Annotated in this window: 11 protein-coding genes; 6 read left to right on the top strand and 5 right to left on the bottom strand. The window is 74.9% G+C overall.

The window, feature by feature from the left end:
- Positions 1 to 99: 99 nt before the first annotated feature.
- Positions 100 to 435 (top strand): DUF2530 domain-containing protein, encoded by a 336-nt coding sequence (locus tag ABZ128_RS23280; RefSeq protein WP_356850708.1) that lies wholly within the window; start codon positions 100 to 102, stop codon positions 433 to 435.
- A 114-nt stretch (positions 436 to 549) separates the two neighbouring features.
- The gene (locus ABZ128_RS23275) at positions 550 to 3,021 is read left to right on the top strand and encodes an HAD-IC family P-type ATPase (RefSeq protein ID WP_356850707.1); all 2,472 of its coding nucleotides are present in this window, start codon (positions 550 to 552) and stop codon (positions 3,019 to 3,021) included.
- A gap of 32 nt (positions 3,022 to 3,053) precedes the next feature.
- On the opposite strand, the gene ABZ128_RS23270 is transcribed toward ABZ128_RS23275, so the two are convergent.
- The gene (locus ABZ128_RS23270) at positions 3,054 to 4,259 is read right to left on the bottom strand and encodes an MFS transporter (protein WP_356850706.1); all 1,206 of its coding nucleotides are present in this window, start codon (positions 4,257 to 4,259) and stop codon (positions 3,054 to 3,056) included.
- 106 nt (positions 4,260 to 4,365) lie between these two features.
- Between ABZ128_RS23270 and ABZ128_RS23265 the strand changes: the two genes are divergently transcribed.
- The gene (locus ABZ128_RS23265) at positions 4,366 to 5,364 is read left to right on the top strand and encodes a DUF5937 family protein (protein ID WP_356850705.1); all 999 of its coding nucleotides are present in this window, start codon (positions 4,366 to 4,368) and stop codon (positions 5,362 to 5,364) included.
- A gap of 31 nt (positions 5,365 to 5,395) precedes the next feature.
- On the opposite strand, the gene ABZ128_RS23260 is transcribed toward ABZ128_RS23265, so the two are convergent.
- Both ABZ128_RS23260 and serC read right to left on the bottom strand, forming a co-directional pair.
- Complete coding sequence (locus tag ABZ128_RS23260) at positions 5,396 to 8,527, bottom strand: molecular chaperone Hsp90 (protein ID WP_356850704.1); 3,132 nt, start codon at positions 8,525 to 8,527, stop codon at positions 5,396 to 5,398.
- 142 nt (positions 8,528 to 8,669) lie between these two features.
- Positions 8,670 to 9,788: a phosphoserine transaminase gene (gene serC / locus ABZ128_RS23255; protein WP_356850703.1), complete on the bottom strand. Its 1,119-nt coding sequence runs from the start codon at positions 9,786 to 9,788 to the stop codon at positions 8,670 to 8,672.
- Positions 9,789 to 9,838: 50 nt separating this feature from the next.
- Here serC and ABZ128_RS23250 point away from each other — a divergent pair, with 50 nt between their 5' ends.
- Together ABZ128_RS23250 and ABZ128_RS23245 are read left to right on the top strand one after the other, a co-directional pair.
- Complete coding sequence (locus ABZ128_RS23250; RefSeq protein ID WP_356850702.1) at positions 9,839 to 12,616, top strand: FAD-binding and (Fe-S)-binding domain-containing protein; 2,778 nt, start codon at positions 9,839 to 9,841, stop codon at positions 12,614 to 12,616.
- Positions 12,617 to 12,704: 88 nt separating this feature from the next.
- Positions 12,705 to 13,709 (top strand): EamA family transporter, encoded by a 1,005-nt coding sequence (locus ABZ128_RS23245; protein WP_356850701.1) that lies wholly within the window; start codon positions 12,705 to 12,707, stop codon positions 13,707 to 13,709.
- Positions 13,710 to 13,781: 72 nt separating this feature from the next.
- Here the strand turns inward: ABZ128_RS23245 and ABZ128_RS23240 are convergent, their stop codons facing one another.
- Positions 13,782 to 14,747: a WYL domain-containing protein gene (locus tag ABZ128_RS23240; protein WP_356850700.1), complete on the bottom strand. Its 966-nt coding sequence runs from the start codon at positions 14,745 to 14,747 to the stop codon at positions 13,782 to 13,784.
- Positions 14,748 to 14,786: 39 nt separating this feature from the next.
- Here ABZ128_RS23240 and ABZ128_RS23235 point away from each other — a divergent pair, with 39 nt between their 5' ends.
- On the top strand, positions 14,787 to 15,239 hold the full coding sequence (locus ABZ128_RS23235; RefSeq protein ID WP_356850699.1) for a hypothetical protein: 453 nt from the start codon (positions 14,787 to 14,789) through the stop codon (positions 15,237 to 15,239).
- A gap of 87 nt (positions 15,240 to 15,326) precedes the next feature.
- Here ABZ128_RS23235 and ABZ128_RS23230 read toward each other — a convergent pair whose 3' ends face one another.
- The gene (locus ABZ128_RS23230) at positions 15,327 to 16,958 is read right to left on the bottom strand and encodes an alpha/beta fold hydrolase (protein WP_356850698.1); all 1,632 of its coding nucleotides are present in this window, start codon (positions 16,956 to 16,958) and stop codon (positions 15,327 to 15,329) included.
- Positions 16,959 to 17,023: the final 65 nt, after the last annotated feature.

The following is a 17,023-nucleotide window of genomic DNA, read 5'->3' as shown; positions in this document are numbered from 1 at the left end:
CCGTCCATCTCCGCGCGTAGACAGCCGCGGGCAGACGGGCGGCCGGGGCCGGCCGGGGGAGGCGGGGGTGGCCGGGGGCGGCCCGCCTAAACTGAGGCCATGGCGAAATGGACTGCGAAGCACGAGGCGCCGGAGCCCCTGGAGGGCCCGGTCGTCGCGACCGTCACCGGCGGCACGATCCTCTGGTTCGCCCTGTTCCTCGTCCAGCTCCCGTTCTACGGCTGGTTCGCCGACCGGGACCTGCTGTGGTGGGTGTGGTGCTGCGCGGCCGGCGGCTTCCTCGGCCTGATCGGCCTCTGGTACGTCCGTGGCCGGGACGCGGCCCTGAAGCGCCATGCCGCCGAGCTGGCCGCGCGCGACGCCGAAGGGGCCGAGGGGGCCGAGGGGGCCGAGGGGGCTCCGGGCCCGGCGGCCCCCGAGTCGCACGCCGGCTGACGTACGCCCGCCCGGGCCCGCCGCCCGACCACGGGACGATCCGGGTCATCCTGAGGTCGGATATTCGTCCGTCTCGGCGGGTGAAGGGACGCAACCCCCTTTACCGTCGAAAGCATGACGCAGCGGGCAGAGATCGGACCCGGCGGTCCGGAGCCGGGCCGCGGTGCGGGCTCCGGCCACGCCGCCATCGACGCGGGGGCGGAGCTGGACCCGGTGCACCCGGTCCGCCCGCCCGCCCCCCGGTTCAGGCCCGGCGGCCTGACCACCGCCGAGGTCGCCGAACGCCTCGCGCGCGGCGACGTCAACGACGTCCCCGTCCGCTCGTCCCGCTCCACCACCGACATCGTCCGCGCCAACGTCTTCACCCGCTTCAACGCGATCATCGGCGTCCTGTGGGTGGTCATGCTGTTCGTCGCGCCGGTCCAGGACAGCCTGTTCGGCTACGTGATCATCGCGAACACCGGCATCGGCATCATCCAGGAGATGCGCGCCAAGAAGACCCTGGACAGCCTCGCCGTCATCGGCGAGGCCAGACCCAGCGTCCGCCGCGACGGCCGGACCGCCGAGATCTCCACTTCCGAGATCGTCCTCGACGACGTCATCGAACTCGGCCCGGGCGACAAGGTCGTCGTCGACGGGGTCCTCGGCGAGGCCGACGGTCTGGAGATCGACGAGTCGCTCCTCACCGGCGAGGCCGACCCCGTCCTGAAGAAGCCCGGCGACCCGGTCATGTCCGGCTCCTTCGTCGTCGCGGGCGGCGGAGCCTTCACCGCCACCAAGGTCGGCCGCGAGGCCTACGCCGCCCAGCTGGCCGAAGAGGCCACGCGCTTCACGCTCGTCCACTCCGAGCTGCGCTCCGGCATCTCCACCATCCTCAAGTACGTCACCTGGATGATGATCCCGACCTCCATCGGCCTCGTCATCAGCCAGCTCGTCGTCAAGGACTCCGACCTCAAGCACTCCCTCGCCCGCACCGTCGGCGGCATCGTCCCGATGATCCCCGAGGGGCTGGTGCTGCTCACCTCCGTCGCCTTCGCCATCGGCGTCATCCGGCTCGGCCGCAAGCAGTGCCTGGTGCAGGAGCTGCCCGCCATCGAAGGCCTCGCCCGCGTCGACGTCGTCTGCCTCGACAAGACCGGCACCCTCACCGAGGGCGGGATGGACGTCACCGAGCTGCGCCCGCTCGGCGGCGCGGAACCCCCGTACGTCAAGAAGGTGCTCGGCGCGCTCGGCGAGTCCGACCCGCGGCCCAACGCCAGCCTCCAGGCCATCATCGACGCCTACCCGGACAGCGCCGAGTGGCGCTGCACCGAATCGCTGCCGTTCTCCTCGGCCCGCAAGTACAGCGGCGCCAGCTTCAGCGAGGGCGACGGGGAGAACTCCACCTGGCTGCTCGGCGCCCCCGACGTCCTCCTGCCGGCCGGGGACCCCGCCCTCGACGAGATCAACGACCTCAACGAGCAGGGACTGCGCGTCCTGCTGCTGGCCCGGGCCTCCCGCGAACTCGACGACGCGTCCGTCGCCGCCGGGGCCCGGCCGACCGCCCTGATCGTCCTGGAACAGCGGCTGCGCCCCGACGCCGCCGACACGCTGCGCTACTTCGAGGACCAGAAGGTCCACGCGAAGGTCATCTCCGGCGACAACGCGGTCTCCGTCGGCGCGGTCGCCGGCAAACTGGGCCTGCCGGGCGCCGGGAACACGGTCGATGCGCGCCGGCTGCCCCCCGAACGGCACGAGATGGCCGCCGTCCTCGACGAGAACGCGGTCTTCGGGCGGGTCAGCCCCCAGCAGAAGCGCGAGATGGTCGGCGCGCTCCAGTCCAAGGGCCACACGGTGGCGATGACCGGCGACGGCGTCAACGACGTCCTCGCCCTCAAGGACGCCGACATCGGCGTCTCGATGGGCTCGGGCTCCGAGGCCACCCGGGCCGTCGCCCAGATCGTCCTGCTCAACAACAGCTTCTCCACCCTCCCGTCGGTGGTCGCCGAGGGCCGCCGGGTCATCGGCAACATCACCCGCGTGGCCACGCTCTTCCTGACGAAGACGGTCTACTCGGTGCTGCTGGCGATTCTGGTGGTGTGCTGGGGGGTGGACTACCCGTTCCTGCCGCGCCACCTGACCCTGCTGTCCACCCTGACCATCGGCGTCCCGGCGTTCTTCCTGGCGCTGGCCCCGAACAAGGAGCGGGCGCGGCCGCACTTCGTGCGCCGGGTGATGCGGTACGCGGTCCCCGGCGGGGTGATCGCGGCGGTGGCCACCTTCACCACGTACCTGCTCGCACGCCACCACTACAGCGGGGCCGACTCCCTCAAGGCCGAGACGAGCGTCGCGACGCTCACCCTGTTCCTGGTCTCCCTCTGGGTGCTGGCGATCATCGCCCGCCCGTACACGTGGTGGCGGATCGCCCTGGTCGCGGCGATGGGCGGGGCGTTCCTCGTCGTCCTCGTCGTCCCATGGCTCCAGGACTTCTTCCAACTGCGTCTGGTGGGCACCCGGATGCCCTGGCTCGCGGTGGCCGTCGCCGCGGCGGCGGCCACCCTGATCGAGTTCACCTTCCGCGGGGTCGACCGGCGGTTCCCCGCCTGATCCGTCTTCCACGCGGCATGCCGGCGCGGCTTCTACGCGGCGAGGCCCTGGGCGGCGAGGCCGTGCTCGCCCCGGGCGCGGATGCGGCCGCTCAGGGCGAGGACCGCCGCAGCGCTGATCAGACCCGCCGCCAGGGCACCCCACCACAGGGCCGCCGGGCCGATCCCCGCGTACACGGTGATGCCCAGGGTGAGGGCGCCGAAGCGGGCGAGGCCCCAGGTCCAGCTGAAGGCGCCCTGGTAGCGGCCGCGGGCGGAGGCCGGGGCGAGACCCGCGACCACCGAGGCCGCGATCCCGGCCACGACCACCTCGCCGAGTGACCAGACGACCACCGAGGCCGCGTATCCCGCGACCGAGTCCGCGAGGCCGGTCAGCGCCACCCCGACGGCGATCAGGGCGCCGCCCGCCGCCTGCACGTGCAGCTGCGGCAGCCGGGCGAGGCGGCCCGTGACGAACGGCTGGAGCACCACGACCAGGACCGCGTTGACCGCTGCCAGCGCCCCGTAGACGGCGGGAGGCAGCCCGCTGTCGTGGACGGCGAGCGGCAGGGCGACCTCGGTCAGCGAGTACACGAACAGCTGGATCCCGAAGAGCGGCAGCAGCGCGAGGAGCAGCCGGTCGCGGAAGACCACCCCGTATCCCGGGCCCGACTCCGCGGGCAGGGCGGCCGCCGTGCGCGGCGGCTCGTGCAGCCGGGTCGCCACGATGCCGGCGTAGACCAGCAGGGTCGCTGCGTCCACCGCGAAGAGCAGCCAGTACCCGTGCGCGGCGAGGAAGCCGCCGAGCACCCCGGCGACGGCCGTGCCGATGTTGACGCCCCAGCCGAACAGGGCGTACGCCCGCTGCCTGCGCCCCGCGTCCACGGCGTCGGCCATGAGCGCGTACGCGGCAGGGCCCACTGTCGCCGACGCGGTGCTCAGCAGCAGCGCGGCGGCGGCCATCGGGGCCACCCCCGGCGCAAGGAACAGTGCACCCTGCGCCGCCGCGGCCCCCAGCAGCCCGACGAGCATGGTCGGTCGGCGCCCGATCCGGTCGGCGAGCAGCCCGCCGACCGCCGGGCCGAGCAGATTGCCCGCCCCCAGCGCGCCGAGGACGTACGAGGTCTGCGTCCCGGTGACCCCGCGGTCGGCCAGGAGGAACACGAGGAAGGGGGTGACCAGATGGCCGAGGCGGTTGACGATCGTGCCGGCGAAGACGGTCCAGACGGTGCGCGGGAGTCCGCGGAAGGAGGTGGGCATGCGAGGAGCCTGCGCCCCGCCGCCCCTGCACCCCAGTGATTAAGCTCAGACCGAATCCAACGGGCCGCCACGGCCCGGGACATGGAAGGGCGGGTACCGCGAAGACATGGAATCGGGGCTGAGTTTCTCGGCGACGGACCTGGCGCAGACCCGGTTCGCGGTCTCCCCGATGTGGGAGGTCGTCACCAGCTTCCGTCTGCTGGGCGACCCGGCCGAGCCGCTGCTGCACCGTCGTTGGGCCGCACAAGTACGGCCCCGGCTGCTGCGCGCGGGCCTGGACCGGGGTTGGCTGGCCGACCTCGTCCCGGGCCGGGGCTATCTGGCCGACTTCCTCACCCCCACCCCGCCGGGGCCGTTCCCCGGCCTTCCCGCCGAGCTGGCCGCCATCCGCCGCACTCCCGCCGAACAGGTACGCGCGGACCTGCAGACCCTGGAGGCCAAGGGGGGAGCCGGCCGGGCCCGTCTGCGGCAGCTGCACGAGGAGCCGGAGGCGGCGCTGGAGAAGGTGGCCGCGGAGATCGAGACGTACTGGGAGCTCGCGCTCGCGCCCTACTGGGCCCGCATCCGCCGACTCCTGGAGGCGGACCTGTTCCACCGGGCCCGGCAGGTCGCCGAGCACGGCTCCGCCCACGTCCTGAACGAACTGCACGCCACCGTGCGGTGGGACGAGGGCACCCTGCGCCTGCTCCGCCGGCACTGCCACCACCCGACCCGGGCGGAGGCGGGGCCCGGACTGCTCCTGGTGCCCTCGGTCTTCGCCTGGCCTCGCGTGCTGACCCGGACGGTGGTGAGCCAGGCGCCGCAACTCGCCTATCCGGCCCGGGGGATCGGCACGCTGTGGGAGCCGCGCGCCGGCGCAGCCGCCGCCGAAGCCGTCGCGGCAGTCATCGGCCGCTCCCGTGCGCTGCTCCTGGCCGAACTCGACACCCCGGCCTCGACCACCCAGCTCGCCCGGCAGTGCGGACTGTCGGCGGCCGGGGTTTCCCAGCACCTGACGGCCATGCGGAACGCGGGCCTGGTCACCGCGCACCGCAACGGCCGCTCCATGCTCTACGCGCGGACCGCGGTGGCCGACGCCCTGCTCGCCCCCGCCGAGACCCCGTAGGCCGGGGCCGCCGCCGTCCGCGCCGGGCGGGTCAGTCGAACCAGCGGTCGCGGGCCAGTTCCGTCGTGCGGGACGGGTCCTCCAGGAGGGCCGCGACCTCGAAGCGGCGGGGCCACTGCTTCGCCGACCAGGCCAGGCCCGCCGCCACGCCCTCCAGGGTGGAGGCGTGCAGCACTCCGTCCCCGGTGAGCCGCCAGTCGAGTTCCACGCCGCCCGCGATCAGTTCCTCGTGCTCGACGTACGTGCGGGGCGCGGCCGGGCCGAGCAGGAGCAGGACCGGCTCCGGGACCTCGTGCTCCTCGCCCGGGGTGGTGACCTCCGCCGGGACCGAGTCCGACAGGCGGCGTACCTGGAGCAGGTCCGCGAGGTCGGCCGCGCGGTCGGGGGCGACGGGCAGCAGCGGCAGCCCGCCGGTCAGCGGCAGCAGGTCGGGGGCGTCGGCGATCACCGCGTCCGCCGCGTCCACCACACGGATCGCGCCGTCCACCACCGCCCGCAGCTCGTCGGGCAGGGTGACCTGCTCGGGGTCCAGATCGGCCAGGGCACCGTACAGGGCGTGCAGCTGGCGGTCGGTCACCTCGCGGTCCGGATCGGCCAGCCGGCCCAGCAGTTCGGCCGCGCCGCCGGGCTCGTCCAGCAGGGCGGCCACGGTGGTGCGTACGCCGAGCGCCCGCAGGACCTGCTCGTCCTCGAATCCGGTGGCGTCCGCCGAGGTGTAGAGGCCGGCCAGCAGCGGGTCGCCGCCCGCCGCCCGCAGACCGGCCGGGCGGCGGCCGTCGAGCACGGGGTGGTCGCGCAGCCACCAGGCGGTGTACGGGCGCACGGACTGCGTGGTGCCGTCCGGCAGCAGGACCCGTACGGGCTGGGTCAGGGCGTCGCGCAGCGGGGGCTGGGCGAGCATCGCCAGGGCCTGCGGCCAGCAGTCGTCGTCGACCAGGTCGAGGTCGCGGACGGCGATGATCTCGGTGGCGACCGGCGGGAGCGGGGTGTCCGGGAGCTGGTCGAGCACGTCCTCGCACCACACGTCGACCGCGTCGAGCAGGCCGACGTCGTCGGGCTCGGCGTAGTCCCCTTCACGGGGCTCCAGTTCGTCCGGGTCGAGGACCACGTCGGTGGCGCGGACCAGCTGGAAGGAGGCCAGCACCCCGCAGGCCGTGAGCGGCTGGGCGCCCCACCGCTCGGCCAGTTCCGCGTCCACGTACGGGACCTCGTCCTCCCGGATCACCGCGGCCAGCGGGGAGCCCGGCAGCAGCAGTTCGCCCGCCGGCGTGAGCTCGCCGTCCTCGTCGGGGAGGGCCAGCGCGCCCAGCCACGGCTCGTCGCCCGGGGCGAGATCGGCGTCGCGGACCAGCCCGAGCACCACCTCGGCCAGCTCGTCGGGGTCCAGCCCGTCCTCGTCCCAGACCTCCCCGGCGTCCAGCGATGCGGCGACGGCGACCCTGACCTGCGGGGTTGTCAGCACCGCGCGCGGGGTCGCCGGCAGCGCGCCCAGCTTCTCCAGCAGCGGGTGCGCCGCGTCCGGGTGCGCCACCTTCAGGCCGAGCCGGGCCAGGTCGGCGGGAGTGTCCGCGTCGGGCAGCAGGACGTGCCGCGGGCCGATCGTGGTCCGGCCGTCGGCCAGCGGCACCGGGAGGCCGGAGAGCCGGTCCGGATCCACCCCGGCCAGCGAGTCGTAGAGCCGGTGCCACCAGTCGGGGGTGCGCTCGATGCCCGCGATCCGCTCGATGGCGTCGCCCAGCGGCAGCCGGCCCACGCCGAGCGCGCGCAGCTCGGCGCGGCGCTCCAGCCCGGCGGGCAGCAGGGTCGGCAGCACCTCGGCCAGGACCCGTACGGTGTCGGTGCCCGCTCCCTCGACGACCTCGGCCTCGAAGGGGCGCAGGGCGGAGCGCTCCTCGGCGTGCTCGGCGGGGGCCGCCGGTTCGAGGAAGGCGGTGCGCGGCAGCCGCCGGAGGATGGCCGCGCGCAGGGCCCCGTCCAGCGGGCCCTTGCCGAGCGGCCCGGGCACGAGGTCGACGAGCGCGGTGGTCACCGGGTCCCAGGACCCGAGCAGTTCGGCGTACGCGTCGGCCGCGCGCTCCACCAGGAAGTCGGTCAGCGGCCCCGGCGCGGGGTGGCGGCGCGCGGTGTCCAGCGGCAGCGTCGCGATGAGCAGCGCGGGGATGCCGAGGGGCTCGTCGGTCGGCGTCGGCGCGTGCACGACGGGCGCGGTGGCCGGGTGGCGGGGCTCGCCCTCGGCGTCGACGGGCACGGCCCAGGACACCGTCCAGACGGGCCGCAGCCGCTCCTCCACCGGCCGGTCGGCGAGCAGCGCCCGCTCGATGGGGCCGCTGTGGCGGACGGTGCGCCAGCGGCGGGTGCCGCCCGCGGAGTCCTCGACGACGGTGTACGCGCCCTCGGTGTGGCGGCGGAGCGTACGGGTGCCCCCGACCGGGGTCTCGACGACGATCTCGTGCAGGCCGGGCAGGGTCAGCAGCAGGGCGTCGTCGATGCCGTCGAGGAGGCGCTGCACCAGGTCCTCGGCGGCGGCGTCGCGCAGCGGGAGGACGACGACGGTGTCGTAGCCCTCGGGCGCGCTGCCCTCGGCGGGCAGCGGCAGCCGCAGCAGCGGCACGTGCCCGTCGCGGCGGCGCAGCTCGTCACCGAGTCCGGGGCTGCCGTTCGCGGCCTCCCGGGCCAGTTCACGGGCCTCGGCCAGGGACCAGCGGACCCCGCCGTGCCGGCCCAGTACGGCCGGCTCGTCGGAGACCGCCAGCACGGCCGCGAAGCCGACGCCGAAGCGGCCCACGGTGTCCGCGGCGTCGCCCGGAACGGAGGGCTCCCGCTTGGCGGAGGCCCGCAGGGTGCTCAGCGATTCCACGCCCGCCGCGTCCAGTGGGGCGCCGGTGTTGGCGACGGCCAGCACCGTGTGCCCGACCTCGCCGGAGTGCAGGGTCAGCCGGAGCCGGCCGGGCACCTCGGCCCGGGCGGCGGCGTCGGCGGCGTTCTGCGCCAGCTCCACGACGAGCCGGTCGCGGTAGCCGCCGAGGGCCAGGTCCTCCTCGGCGTTGGCGTCCTCCCGGAACCGGGCCGGGCCCGCGCCCCACGCGTCGAGCACCCCGCGCCGCAACCGGGCCGTGCCGAAGGGGTCCGCGCCGCCCTGGGCCGCCGTCACTCGCACGCTCACGCCGCTGCCTCCAAGCTGTACTGCATTCACCGAATGCCGAGGTCCTGACCGTATCGCGTGCGGTCCGGGAACGACGGAGCCCCCGGTGACCGAGGTCGCCGGGGGCTGCGTACACCGGATCCGACCGGTCAGGGCCTGCCGGTCAGAGCTTCTCGATCACGTGGTCGATGCAGGCGGTCAGCGCCTGAACGTCCGCCGGGTCGATCGCCGGGAACATCGCGATCCGCAGCTGGTTGCGGCCGAGCTTGCGGTACGGCTCGGTGTCCACGATGCCGTTCGCGCGCAGCACCTTGGCCACCGCGGCCGCGTCGATGTCGTCCGAGAAGTCGATCGTGCCGATGACCGCGGAACGCTTGTCGGCGTCCACGACGAAGGGGGTGGCGTACTTCGAGGCCTCCGCCCAGCCGTACAGGGTGCGCGCGCTGGCCGCCGTACGGGCGGTCGCCCAGTCCAGACCGCCCTGGCCGTTGATCCACTCCAGCTGGTCGTTCAGCAGGAACAGGGTGGACAGCGAGGGGGTGTTGTACGTCTGGTTCTTCAGCGAGTTGTCGATCGCCGTCGGCAGCGAGAAGAACTCCGGGATGTGCCGGCCGGAGGCGTGGACGCGAGCGGCACGCTCCAGGGCGGCCGGGGAGAACGCCGCCAGCCACAGGCCGCCCTCGGAGGCGAAGGACTTCTGCGGGGCGAAGTAGTAGACGTCGGTCTCGGTGATGTCCACCGGCAGACCGCCCGCGCCCGAGGTGGCGTCCACCAGGACGAGGGAACCGGCGTCGGCGCCCTCGACCCGCTTGATGGGGGCCGCGACACCCGTCGAGGTCTCGTTGTGGGTGTACGCGTACACGTCCACGCCCGCCTCGGCGACCGGCTCGGGGTGCGTGCCCGGCTCGGAGGAGATCACGGACGGCTCCTCCAGCCACGGCGCGAGCTTCGCGGCCTTGGCGAACTTGGAGGAGAACTCGCCGAAGGTCAGGTGCTGGGACTTCCGCTCGATGAGCCCGGCGGTCGCGATGTCCCAGAAGGCGGTGGAGCCGCCGTTGCCCAGGATCACCTCGTATCCCTCGGGCAGGGAGAAGAGGTCCCGGATGCCCTGGCGCACCGAGCCGACCAGGTTCTTGACCGGGGCCTGGCGGTGCGAGGTGCCGAGCAGGGAGGTACCGGTGGCGGCGAGGGCGTCCAGCGCCTCGGTCCGCACCTTGGAGGGGCCCGCGCCGAAGCGTCCGTCGGCGGGCTTGATGTCAGCGGGAATCTGGATCTCAGCCACGAGCGGAGCGTATCCGGTCCAGGTCCGCGGCCCGGAGGCGCGTCCACCGGATGAGACGCGCGTGTCCGGGGCAAGGTGGACGGGTGACGGATTCCGGGGAGTTGGAGCGGACCCTGCGGGCCGAGCTGCGCGGGGAGGTGGACTTCGGCGCGACGGCGCGCGCCCTGGTGACGATGGACGCCTCGAACTACCGGCGGGTCCCGCTCGGGGTGGTCCGCCCGCGCGACGCCGAGGACGTGGCGGCCGCCCTGCGGGTGTGCGCCGGGGCCGGGGTCCCGGTCGTCCCGCGCGGCGGCGGCACCTCCATCGCCGGCCAGGCCACCGGGGTGGGGGTGGTGCTGGACCTGACGCGGCACCTGGACGCGGTGGTGTCGGTGGACCCGGCGGCCCGGACCGCCGTGGTCCAGCCGGGGCTGGTGCTCGACCGGCTGCAGGAGGCGGTGCGCCCGTACGGCCTGGTCTTCGGCCCGGACCCCTCGACGCACTCCCGCTGCACGCTCGGCGGCATGATCGGAAACAACGCCTGCGGCGCGCACTCGGTGGCCTGGGGCACCACCGCGGACAACGTGGCGGAGCTGGAGGTGGCCGCGTACGGGGGAGGGGTCCACCGGATCGGCACCGGCTGGGCGGGGGCTCCCAACGGGCTGCGCGAGCTGGTCGCAGGGAACCTGGCGGTGCTCCGCACGGGGATGTCCGGGGGCTTCTCCCGGCGGATCTCCGGATACGGCGGCCTGGACGCGCTGCTGCCCGAGCGGGGCGTCCGGCTCGCCCGGGCCTTCTGCGGGAGCGAGGGCACGCTGGGGGTGGTGACCGAGGCGGTCGTCCGCCTGGTGGAGGCGCCGCGTGCGCCGGTGCTCGCGGTGCTCGGGTACGCCGACGAGAGCGCCGCCGCCGACGCGGCCGCGGGCCTGCTCCCGTACGCCCCGCTCACGGTGGAGGGCATGGCCGAGGACCTGGTGCGCAGCGCGGCGTCGGCCCTGCCGCGCGGTCGGGCCTGGCTGTTCGCGGAGATGCGGGACGAGGGGGCGGCGCACGCCCTCGTACGGGCGGCGGACGCGCTCGACGCGGTGGTGGTCGCGGACCCGGCGGGGCAGCGGGCGTTGTGGCGGATCCGGGAGGACGCGGCGGGCACGGCGACCCGGCTGCCCGGGGGCGGCATGGCCTGGCCGGGGTGGGAGGACTGCGCGGTGCCGCCGGCCCGGCTGGGCGCCTACCTGCGGGAGTTCCGGGCGCTGCTGGCGGCGCACGGCCTGCGCGGTACCCCGTACGGGCACTTCGGGGAGGGCTGCGTCCACGTACGGATCGACTTCGACCTGGTGACGGCGGGCGGGGTGGCCCGGTTCCGGGCCTTCTCGGAGGAGCTGGCGGAGCTGGTGGTGGCCCACGGCGGTTCGCTGTCGGGGGAGCACGGGGACGGGCAGGCGCGGGCGGAGCTGCTCCCGCGGATGTACGGGACCGAGGTGGTGCGGCTGTTCGGCGCGTACAAGGACGTGTGGGACCCGGCGGGCGGGATGAACCCGGGGATACTGGTGCGGCCGGCCCGGCTCGACGAGAACCTCCGCTTCGCGGTGCTGCCGATGGCCGCGCCGCTGGCGGCGGAGGCGGCCCGCTGCGTCGGCGTCGCGAAATGCCGTACGACGGAGGTCGGCGGGCCGGCGGTGATGTGCCCCTCGTACCGGGTCACGGGGGAGGAGCGGCACTCCACCCGGGGCCGGGCCCGGCTGCTGCACGAGATGCTGGCCGGGGAGGTCCTGACGGACGGCTGGCGCTCGACGGAGGTCGCCGAGGCCCTGGACCTGTGCCTGGCCTGCAAGGGCTGCCGCAGCGACTGCCCGGTGGGGGTGGACATGGCGACGTACAAGGCGGAGTTCCTCCACCGCCACTGGGCGGGCCGGATCCGGCCGCTCTCCCACTACACCCTGGGAGGCCTGCCGCGCTGGCTGCGGGCGATCTCCGCGGTGCGGGCGGCGGGGGTGGTGAACGGGCTGGGGCGGCTGGCGGGTCCGGGAGCGGCTCGGCTGGCGGGGCTGGCGCCGGAGCGGCGGCTGCCCGCGCTGGCGGCGGAGCCCTTCACGCGGTGGTGGCGGCGCAGCCGGGCGGCAGGGCGGAGCGCGGGCGGGCGGAGCCCCGGCGTCATCCTCTGGCCGGACACCTTCACGGAGTACCTCGCCCCCGAGGCCGGCCGGGCGGCCGTCCGGGTCCTCGCCGCGGCGGGACTGGAGGTGTCCCTCGCCCCGGCGGGAGTCTGCTGCGGGCTGACCTACCTCTCCACCGGCCGCCTCGACCGGGCCCGCCGGGTCCTCACCCGCACGCTGGACGCGGTGGACGCTGCGGGCGGGGCGGGGGCGCCGGTGCTCGTCCTCGAACCCAGCTGCGCGGCAGCCCTGCGCACCGACCTCCCCGCCCTGCTGCCCGACGACCCCCGGGCGGCCCGGCTGGCGGCGGCCGTCCGCACCTTCGCGGAGACCCTGGAGCAGTACGCCCCGCACTGGCAGCCGCCCCGGCTGGACCGGCCGGTGGCCGGCCAGACCCACTGCCACCAGCACGCCGTCCTCGGTGACGCGGCGGACCGCCGGCTCCGCGAACGGGCCGGGCTGACGGGGGAGCTCAGCGGCGGCTGCTGCGGCCTCGCCGGAAACTTCGGCTTCGAACCGGGCCACCACGCGGTGTCGGTGGCGTGCGCCGAGGAACAGCTCCTGCCGTCCCTGCGCGGGGCGCCGCCCGACGCGGTGGTCCTGGCGGACGGCTTCTCCTGCCGTACGCAGATCGCCCAACTGGCGGGGGGCCGGGCCGCACACCTGGCGGAGGCACTGGCGCAGGGCCTGTGAGGAGGCCGGCGTGTACCCGGGGCGGGTGCAGGCGCGTGTAAGGCAAGACACGGGTGTACGGGCCTTACGTACCCCTTAGTCTGGATTCATGCCCTCACCCGTCCCCGCACCCCCTTCCGGTTCCGCCCCCGGAGCCCCTTCCGCCCCGGCGACCGCTCCGCGGTCCGCTTCCCCGTCCGGTTCCGCTTCCGGTACCGGTTCCGCATCCGGACCGGCGGGGGAGCCGGCCCCCGTGCGCCCGTCCCGGCTCGGCCCGGTGGCGCTCGTGATCGCGGCGGGGGTCTCGGTGCAGTTCGGGGCCGCCCTCGCCGTGATGGTGATGCCGAGGGCCGGCGCGGCGGGCGTGGTCACCCTGCGGCTGGCCGCCGCCGCGCTGGTCCTGCTGCTCGTGTGCCGCCCCAGGGTGCGGGGGTACGCGCGGGCCGACTGGGGCACCGTCGTGGCCTTCGGCATCGCCATGGCCGGCATGAACGGCCTCTTCTACCAGGCCATCGACCGCATTCCGCTCGGCCCGGCCGTCACCCTGGAGGTGCTCGGCCCGCTCGCCCTGTCGGTGCTCGTCTCACGCCGCCTGGTGAACCTGCTGTGGGCGGTCCTCGCACTGGCCGGAGTGGGGCTGCTGGCCGGCCACGGCGAAGGCGGCTTCGGCGGCCTCGACCCGCTGGGCGCGGCCCTCGCGGTGGGGGCGGGCGCGATGTGGGCCGCGTACATCGTCTTCAGCGCCCGTACCGGCCGCCGCTTCCCGCAGGCGGACGGCCTGGCGCTGGCCATGGCGGTGGCGGCGGTGCTGTCGCTCCCGCTGGGCGTGTACGAAGCGGGCCCGGCGCTGCTGGTGCCGAGCACGCTGGGGCTGGGCGTCGGGGTCGCCGTACTGTCCTCGGTTCTGCCGTACACCCTGGAACTGCTGGCCCTGCGCAGGCTGCCGGCCCCGACCTTCGCGATCCTGATGAGCCTGGAGCCGGCCATCGCGGCCACGGCGGGCTTCCTGATCCTCCACCAGGCGCTGTCCGCGCTGGACGCGGCGGCCATCGCCCTGGTGATCGCGGCCTCCATGGGCGCGGTCCGCTCCCAGCCCCGCCCGACGGAAGCCTGATCCGGCCCCGCCCGCCCGCTCCGGCCCGGCGGCGGCACGCGGCTCCCCGCTGAGCGAAGCCGCCGACCGGCGTCAGGCGTAGCGGGTCGTCATGGTGTGGAGGGCCGTGCGGATGGCGGCTCGGAGGGAGGGTGGGGAGAGGACCTCTGCGTCCGGGCCGAGGGACAGGAACTGCTCCTGCGCCTGGGCGTGGGACTCGATCGGGAGGAGCGCGCGGGTCCAGCCCGGGAGGTCGGGGTCGGGTTCGGCCGTGGCGGCCAGGGCCCGGGCCTGGGCGCCGGTCAGGCGGGTGGCGGCGCGGGGGGAGAGGCGTACCAGGGCCTGCTCCGGGTACAGCCGGGCGTGGAAGTCGGTCTGGGTGCGGTGCCAGTGGGCCGCCAGGTCGAAGCCGTGGGGCGGCTCGGCGCGGTCCTCGGTTTCGGTGACGGACAGGATCTGGTCCACGCGGTAGGTGCGGGGCTCGGCCTGGGCGGGGGCGGCCACCAGGTACCAGCGGCCCGCCTTCAGGACCAGCCCGTACGGGGCCAGGCGCCGGTCGACCTCCCGGGGCTCCTTCCAGCGGCGGTAGCGGACCTCGATCACCCGGCCGCGCCAGACCGCGTCCGCGACCTGGGCGAGGTAAGGGGTGTCCTCGTGCTCCGCGTACCAGCCCGGGGCGTCCAGGTGGAACCGCAGGCGCATCCGGTCCGCCTGCTCCCGCAGCTCGGGCGGCAGGGCGGCGCGCAGCTTGAGCTGGGCCGCGGACAGGGCCCGGCCGAGGCCGAGCTGGGCCGCGGGGCCCGGCATGCCGGTCAGGAACAGGGCCTCCGCCTCGCCCGAGTTCAGGCCGGTCAGGCGGGTCCGGTAGCCGGCAAGGAGCTGGTAGCCGCCGCTGTGGCCGGCGTCCCCGTACAGCGGTACGCCCGCCGCGGCCAGCGCCTCCGCGTCGCGGTAGACGGTGCGTACGGACACCTCCAGCTCGTCGGCGAGTTCGGCGGCGGTCATCCGCCCGCGGGTCTGGAGCAGGAGGAGGAACGAGAGGAGTCGGCTGGACTTCACTGCCACAGGATGTCAGTGGAGGGCTCTTAGGTTCGTGCCATGAACGACTTCGACTTCTTGCTCGGCACCTGGGACGTCACCAATCGGCGGCGTACCGACTTCCTCGACGCGGACAGCGCGTGGGAGGAGTTCCCGGCGGTGTCCCGCGCCTCGCGCCATTTCGACGGACGCGCGAGCTTCGACGAGATCGAGTTCCCGACGATGGGCTTCGCCGGGCTCACCCTGCGCCTGTACGACCCCGAGCGGGAGCAGTGGTCGCTGTACTGGGCCAGCGGGCGCACCGGCACGCTCTTCCCGCCGGTGGTCGGCGGGTTCCGCGGGGGCACCGGCGTCTTCGAGGGCGAGGACACCTACGAGGGCCAGGCGGTCCGGGTGCGGTTCGTGTGGCGGGACATCACGGAGGACTCCGCCCGGTGGGAGCAGTACTTCTGCGTCGACGGGGACGACCGCTGGCTCCTCAACTGGACGATGGACCTGGCCCGTACCGCGTGAGTCCCGTCCCGCCGGTACGGGGGGCCGGCGGGACGGGGCCGGCGCGAGGGGCCGGCGCGAGGGGGTCGGCGGACGCGGCGCGGCGGTCTAGCCGAGCGGCAGGTCCAGGTAGGACGGGGTGGTCTCGGGGGAGGTGAAGGCGAGGGTGGCGCGCGGCAGGTTGGCGTCCCCGTAGAACGGGTCGCGTGCGTCGATCACCAGCATCAGCCGGTGCCCGCGGGGGACGTCGTACGCCGTGGCCTGGAGCTCGATGTCGGCGCGGACGAGGCTGTCGGGCGGGGAGTCGAGGTCCGTGTACGGGGCGTGCGTGACGATGTGGCCCGTGCCGTCGGGTGCGACCGCGAGCAGGTACGCGACGAAGGTGGACTTCGAGTTCGCGGCCCGGTACGTCACGCGCAGCCGGGGTATGCCGCGCAGGCGGGCGGTCTCCGGTTCCGGGTCGGCGGCCCACACGGCGGCGACGGAGCGGTCGATGTCGCCGGTGCGGTACGTCTTCGGGCGGCCGGCGATCTCGTTGTACCCGGAGAGCACGACCGCGTCGGCGACGGTGGCGGGGGTGTCCACCCCGCACAGGACGCTCGCGCTCCAGCCGGCGTCGGGGGCGTCGGTGAGCTCGCCGGTCCCGGCCAGGTGCAGGCGGCGTACGTCCTCGGTGACGGAGGGCCAGGTGGGCCGTGGTTCGAGGGTGCGGCCCCACATGACCTCGGCGAGGACCTGGCCCTCGTCGGCGATGCCGTTGTCGACGCCCTTGAGGTGGTGGTCCAGCCAGCGGTGGGCGTTCGTCCAGATCCGGTTGGGCAGCCCGATCATGCCGGTCATCTCCGGCCCGGAGTGGTCGCCGATGGAGAGGTCGAGGCGTTTGGGGCCGGTGAGCTCGTTGAACATCTTGAGCGTCTGGTTGTTCGGGAACAGGGTCTCGTGCCACGCGTGCGCGAAGTAGACGGGCACCTGGCGGCGGTTGAGCTCCTTGACGTGGCTGTACGGGGAGCGCTGCTCGGCCCAGCGCAGGGTGCCCCGGATGTCGCGGTTGGCGAGGACGTTCTCGAACACGCTCTGGGTCTGCGGGCTCAGCCGTGCCCGGCCGGCCGCGTGCAGCAGCGCCTCCACCGCGCGGACGTGGCGGGTGCGGTTCTCGTAGAAGGCCTCGCCGAGGTCGCCCCAGGTGCTGAGGGCGACCACCGCGTCGACGCGGGTGTCGTGCGCGGCGACCAGCTGGGCGATGCCGGAGCCGTAGGAGTCCCCGAGGAAGCCGATCCGGGTCACCGGCCCGGCGGTGCGCTCGATGAGGTGGTCCAGGGCCCGGCTGCCGTCGGCGACGTCGAGCGGGCCCGCCACGTCGACCTGGCCCTCGGAGGCGGCGAAGCCGCGGGCGCTGTAGGCGAGGACGTTGTAGCCGCGGGCCGCGAAGACGCTCGCCTGGACGACGTACGGGAGCCAGCCGTGGTTCGTCCACGGCGAGGGCATCACGATCACCGGCCGCGGCCCGTTCCCGGTGTGCCGCCACAGCGCGGCGTCGAGCAGGTCCCCGTCGGTGCCGGCGACCTTGACGCGGCCGAAGACGGCGACGGAGCGGACGTCCGCGATCTCGGCGGCGCGGGCCGGGGCGAGGCCGGTGACGTCGCCGCTCTCCAGGGCGGCGAGGAAGGCGGTGAGGGTGCCCGCGTCGAGCTCGGGATAGAGGGAGGAGGCGGCTGGGTTCCTGCCGGTCACGTCGGTCACGTCGGTTCATCCTCTTCGTCGGTTGGCCCGGGGTGGGGGGACGAAGCGTTCAGTATCGGTGCGAG

The sequence above is a fragment of the Streptomyces sp. NPDC006326 genome (assembly GCF_040612915.1).
Taxonomy (GTDB): Bacteria; Actinomycetota; Actinomycetes; order Streptomycetales; family Streptomycetaceae; genus Streptomyces.
Note: the sequence above shows the minus strand (reverse complement) of the source record. Positions and strands in the feature narration are given on the sequence as shown.